5 protein-coding genes are annotated in these 5,643 nt (G+C 44.7%); 1 reads left to right on the plus strand and 4 read right to left on the minus strand.

Annotation, left to right across the window (positions count from 1 at the left end):
- Positions 1-91 precede the first annotated feature (91 nt).
- Positions 92-652, minus strand: a complete 561-nt coding sequence (locus tag ISALK_RS14530; RefSeq protein WP_160723580.1) for a cob(I)yrinic acid a,c-diamide adenosyltransferase — start codon at positions 650-652, stop codon at positions 92-94.
- 88 nt (positions 653-740) lie between these two features.
- Positions 741-2,129 (minus strand): MocR-like pyridoxine biosynthesis transcription factor PdxR, encoded by a 1,389-nt coding sequence (gene pdxR, locus ISALK_RS14535; protein WP_160723582.1) that lies wholly within the window; start codon positions 2,127-2,129, stop codon positions 741-743.
- Between the two features lie 172 nt (positions 2,130-2,301).
- On the opposite strand from pdxR, the gene ISALK_RS14540 reads away from it, so the two are divergent.
- Positions 2,302-3,261, plus strand: a complete 960-nt coding sequence (locus ISALK_RS14540; RefSeq protein WP_160723584.1) for a Gfo/Idh/MocA family protein — start codon at positions 2,302-2,304, stop codon at positions 3,259-3,261.
- Here the strand turns inward: ISALK_RS14540 and ISALK_RS14545 are convergent.
- Positions 3,244-4,230, minus strand: a complete 987-nt coding sequence (locus ISALK_RS14545; protein WP_160723586.1) for a calcium/sodium antiporter — start codon at positions 4,228-4,230, stop codon at positions 3,244-3,246. The two genes, ISALK_RS14540 and ISALK_RS14545, sit on opposite strands and share 18 nt — an antisense overlap.
- 132 nt (positions 4,231-4,362) lie before the next feature.
- The gene (locus ISALK_RS14550) at positions 4,363-5,472 is read right to left on the minus strand and encodes an RtcB family protein (RefSeq protein WP_160723588.1); all 1,110 of its coding nucleotides are present in this window, start codon (positions 5,470-5,472) and stop codon (positions 4,363-4,365) included.
- Between the last annotated feature and the right edge of the window lie 171 nt (positions 5,473-5,643).

Below are 5,643 nucleotides of genomic sequence, written 5' to 3' on the forward strand. Positions count from 1 at the left end.
CTTAATCTACTGATTTATTCATACCCACTTTTCAAGGTCAAAACCACCGATTCATCTCCCACCTACGCGCTCACTTTGTGAGTAAGGAAGGCTAAGAGGAGGGAGACTTCTCGGCATTGCGGTTAAAATCCACATAGGATAGGTTGGTTTCCAAGAACCGGGCGATTGCATAAAGAACATCCGACAGACGATTGACGTAGCGGATAACCTCCATGCGAATTTCCGCTTCCTTGCTGAGGGTAAGCATCCTTCTTTCTCCCCGGCGACAAATGGTCCTTGCCATATGCAGGGCGGCACTTTCCTGATTAGACCCGGGAACAATGAACATGGACTTTTCTTCCTTTGTCATCTTTTCCAGATAATAATCAATGATCCCCTCTAAATGCTTAATGTCCTTTTCTTCGATTTTTTCCGGAAAATCTTTTCCCTTTGTGGTAGCCAGCTCCCCCGCCACATCGAAGAGACTTCGTTGAATATCGAAAAGAATTTGACGGATTTCCTCATCCTTGATAAAACTTCTGGCAAGTCCGATGCTGGAATTCAGCTCATCAATGGTTCCATAGCTTTCCACCCTTATGGAGTCTTTATCCACCCGGGTATCATCAAATAAACTGGTCTTTCCTTTATCTCCGGTTTTTGTATAAATTTTCATTAAACCACCTCATTCTATAATTTTTATATAGTATATACTTGCCCGGTTTTTCAGTAAGTAAACATTTTAGAAGGGGCTCAACCAACTTTTACAGAATCAGGGGATCTTTAACCTTCTTTCTCTCTGCTGATTCCCATCGAATCAGTGTCGTAATCTTTTCCATCCCCCGGGGGATATCCTTATCCTCCACATTGGCAATACTCATACGGAAATAAGACTTATGGGAGGGTTCATGAAAAAACAGATGTCCCGGAGCCACAATGATATTCATAGCTTCCAACTGGCTGATAAATTCCTGCTCCCTCATTCCTTCGGGAAGCTCAAACCAGAAGTTCAGACCCCCTTTGGGAAAGGTGAATTTCACATTTCCAGGCATTTGTGCAGAAATTTCTTTCATCGCCAGGTCAAAACGTTTTTGATAAAGATTTTTCAGAGCCTCAATATGCTTCCCCCAAAGCCCTTGACCCATATACTCCTTCAGGGCCCGCTGTAGCAGTCCGGAAGTGGAGATATCGGAAATCAGCTTAGCTTCCCGCAGGGAGGACTGAAGTTCCTCGGGCACCACTAAAAATCCCAAGCGAAGACCGGGCATAAAGATCTTCGAGAAACTCTTTAAATAAATCACTTTGTTTTCCTTATCCATGCTTTTGAGGGTTCTGTTGTCCTGGGAATAGAAGCTCAAATCGCTTAAATAATCATCCTCTAAAATATAAAAATCATATTCCTTGGCCAAAGCCAGGAGTTTGTTCTTTTGATAACTGCTGTAGGAGGTTCCCGTAGGATTTTGAAAATTCGGCATCACATATAATAGTTTAGGGGTTGTTTGTTTTATGGTTTCTTCCAACTTTTTAAGATCGATCCCGTCGTTTTTTATAGGAACTCCCTTCAACCGAACCCCTTTGGATTTAAAGGCTCCAATGGCTCCGGTGTAGGAGGGGTTTTCAATAATCACCGTATCCCTTTGGGAAAGCAGGGCTTTAGCGATCAGATCAATTCCCTGCTGGGCCCCGGAAATCACATGAATCTGTTCCTCGTGGCTTTGAATGTTATATTTTTGAATGTATAACCGCAGTTCCCTGCGCAGCTCCGGATCCCCTTGACCCTGGGTATATTCAAAGGCTTTGGCTCCGTCCTTATCCATTACATGATTAATGATTTTTTTAAAATCCTCGATGGGAAAGAAATCATAGGAGGGGGTGCCGCTGGCGAAATTAAGAATTCTTTCCTCCCGGGACTTTACAAAGCATCCGCTTCCCGACTTTTTTAAGATGTAATCCTTTTCTTCCAAGACTTCATAGGCTCTGACCACCGTAGCGATATTCACCCCTAAAAACTCGGCGAATGTCTTGATGGAAGGGAGCCGTTCCTCTCCTTTAATCACTTTTTCCTCCATCATTTCCATCAGCTGCCGGGCCAGTTGCTGATACAGGTAGTCTTCCCCTTCTTTATTCAAGGTGATCCTTCGATAATTCTCCATAAAACCGGCTCCTTTCCTTTTGAATATCTCCTTTTATTATACTATACCCCTTAAGAAATAGCACTTTCCTAAGGTTATTTAAAATTGACCTTTGGTAAAAATTATGAGATAATACACCTATCATCGGAATATTCAAAATCCTTTCCCAAAAATGTTAAAGTGAGGTGTGTTTATGAAAAATGTTTATAACGTAGGTATTATTGGTGTCGGTGTCGTAGGAGAGCGGTTAATTAAAACCTTTAACCAAAATCCCAGGTTTCGAATTATCCAGATTACCGATAATAACCCTGATCGACTGAAGGAAATGGGAGAAAAATATGATCTGACCATGGTGGATCATTACCAGCAGATCCTTGATAACGCTTTGGTGGATTTGGTTTATTTAGCCGTGCCCCCGAAACACCACCACGAAATCGGAATGAACATCATCCAATCGGGAAAAGCCTTCTTCTGCGAAAAGCCTCTGGCCAATTCCACAAAAGAAGCCTTAGAACTGTATACCGGAGCCCAGGAAAAAAGAATTATCAATGCAATGAACTTCCCCCTGCCCTATTCCAATGCGGTTAAAAAAGCGGAAAATTTGATCCAGGAAAATTTCATCGGTAAGCTTCGCCGAGTGGAGCTTATAGGATATTTTGCGGAATGGCCCCGCCACTGGCAGCAAAATCCCTGGATCGATACCAAGGAGCAAGGAGGATTTACCCGGGAGGTTTTCACCCATTACATTCAATTAATCCACCGCTTTTACGGCAATATTTTTGATATCCACTCCCAAATAAAGTATCCCGGGGATGAAGAGCTTTCAGAGCGGGAGCTTTTGGCCACGGGATGCCTTTCCAACGGGGTCAACGTTTTAATCAACGGACTCTGTGATGTGGGCCGGGAAGATTTCCTCTCCCTGACTCTTATTGGAGAAAAAGGGGTCATCGCCCTGAGAAACTGGCGGCATATTTGGATTGCTCAAAAGGATGAAATTTTAAAACAGCTCCCTGCAGAGGACGAAAACACCACGGAAAGAATCGCCGGGGAATTGGCTAAAGCCCTGGACGGAGAACCGGCAAATCTTGTAACCTTTAAAGAGGGCTATGAAACCCATGGCACCATCGAGGAGCTGTTAAAGGGTCGTGAGTAAAATCCCCGCCAGGTAAATTCCGTAAAATCCTAACAATGACCGCCCCATGTTCTTCGTCAGCTGTTTTTTTCGGCTGTGAACAAAAATCATAATGGTCACGGTAATAAACAGGGCGAAGGGAAGATGAAAGCTTAGAATGCTTAGATTCATGGTCACCGGTTCTATGGTGGCCATGATTCCGATTACTAAAATAATATTTAAAATATTAGCCCCCATAATATTGCCCACGGATAAATCCTGGGCTTTTTTTCTTATGGCGGAAATGGCGGTAACCAGCTCCGGTAGGGAGGTGCCCACGGAGGTCATGGTAAGGCCGATAATCAAATCCGGCACCCCTAGACGCTGGGCGATGATCTCTCCGTTGTTTACCAGCAGCTCCGCTCCCAACACGGTCATTCCCAGGCCCAGGGTGAAAATAAGGACGGAGTGCAGTACCTCTTTTTTCCCCGGCTTAACCTTTTTTGCCTTCTCAGGCTCACCGGTTTCCCTTTCCAGTCTTTCCTCCCGCTGAATCCTTCGAGCTTCCACCACGTTTCTTAGCAAGTAAACCCCAAGATAAATAAGAAGCAAAATTCCTGCAAAGCGGTGGATTTCACCGAATACCAGTCCTAAAAGAAACACAGCACCGATTAAAAAAAGGAGTTCTTTACTATTCTTTTTAAGATTTTTAGCATACCGGATTTTCGGTTGGGTGAAAATCAGAATTATGGCCAGCACCACGCCGGAATTAAAGGCAATGGATCCCAGAACATTTCCCATGGCCATATCCGTATTTCCCTTCAGTGCGGAGTTCGTCGATACCATCGCCTCGGGTAAAGTTGTACAGAGACTGACCAAGGTTGCTCCGATCATAATGTCGGAAACCTTCAGGGCCCTTGCAATCCACACGGCCCCTTCTACAAACCAGTCGCTCCCCTTAATTATCAGTAACAGTCCTAAAATAAACCAAAAAAAAGGCCAATAATCCATGGATAGTCCTCCCGTTTCATTATTTTCTATCGCAGTACAATTGTATCCAATACTTATTATACCTGATTATTACACGCTTTGAAAGATCAACCCCCGACTTAAGTACTGCCGGGGGCTCTCCCCCTTCCTCCATCAGCTCGCCTTAAAATTATATATGGGTTTCAGGTGTTTCAGGATCACCAGGGTAGGGTGAATATGCTTTAGTATTTCTTCTATGGGTTTATAAGCCATGGGGGCTTCGTCAATGGTCTTCGAAGACACTGAAGAGGAATACACCCCTTTCATAGACTGCTTAAAGGCCTCCATGGATAGCTGACGTTTCGCCTCTTTTCGGCTCATCAGCCTTCCCGCCCCGTGGGGGGCCGAATAATTCCAGTCTTCATTCCCGAGTCCCTCTCCTAGAAGACTGCCGTCTTTCATATTGATGGGGATCAACACCTTCTCCCCTTTTTTCGCCGATATGGCCCCTTTTCTTAGAATTTTATCCTTCAAGTCAATGTAATTATGAATGGTATGAAAACTTTCCTCCAAAACAAAGGGCCGGTTGAAAAACTCCTCCAGGACTTTCCTGGCCATCACTTCCCGATTCACTTTACCATAGCGTTGGATGACATCCATATCATGCAAATAATCCTCCAACTGTTTCCCCTCAAGGTAACAAAGGTCTTTAGGGACTTCCCTCTGATCCTTTAGATTGTTCTGGGCCATTTTCTGGTAGTGTCTTGCAATCTGATTCCCTAAATTCCGGCTGCCGCTATGAAAAACCAGATACTGCTCCCCCTGGTCATCCCGGTCTATTTCAATAAAATGGTTTCCCCCTCCGAGACTGCCCAGGGCCTTGTTAAACTCCTCCGCACTTTTATCCAAGGCGGAGAGTGCCCTAAGACTCTTAATTTCCTTAACATAATCGGTCTGAGGCTTTTTGTGGTTTTTAAAACCGCTGGGAATGTTCCCGCGGATATACATATCCAGTTTTCTTAAGTCCACTTCCTTTTTGCCTATGGGAATCGTCAGCATGCCACAGCCGATATCCACGCCCACCAGATTGGGCACGACCTTGTCCGTAACCGTTAGGGTGGTTCCGATGGTGGATCCCATACCCGCATGGGCATCGGGCATCACCCGGATTTTGGCATCCTTTAAAAACCACTGATCGCATAGGGTTTGAATCTGATCCTTGGTCTGTTCTTCCAGCTCATCGCTGAACACCTTGGCTTCATTATACTTGCCCTTAATAATCATTTGTCTTCCTCCTTCCCTGATAAAAATCAACTAAGAATCAATTCCGTGACATACTCCCACCACTTATAGAAGTGGGGGCTTCTCGTTCGAGTAGCCTACCGGCTACAGCATAAGCGAGCTAACCCCGTGTGCCCCACGGTTTTATGTAGAAGTTATGCCAATGTCATACGC

It is taken from the genome of Isachenkonia alkalipeptolytica (assembly GCF_009910325.1).
Lineage (GTDB): Bacteria > Bacillota > Clostridia > Peptostreptococcales > T1SED10-28 > Isachenkonia > Isachenkonia alkalipeptolytica.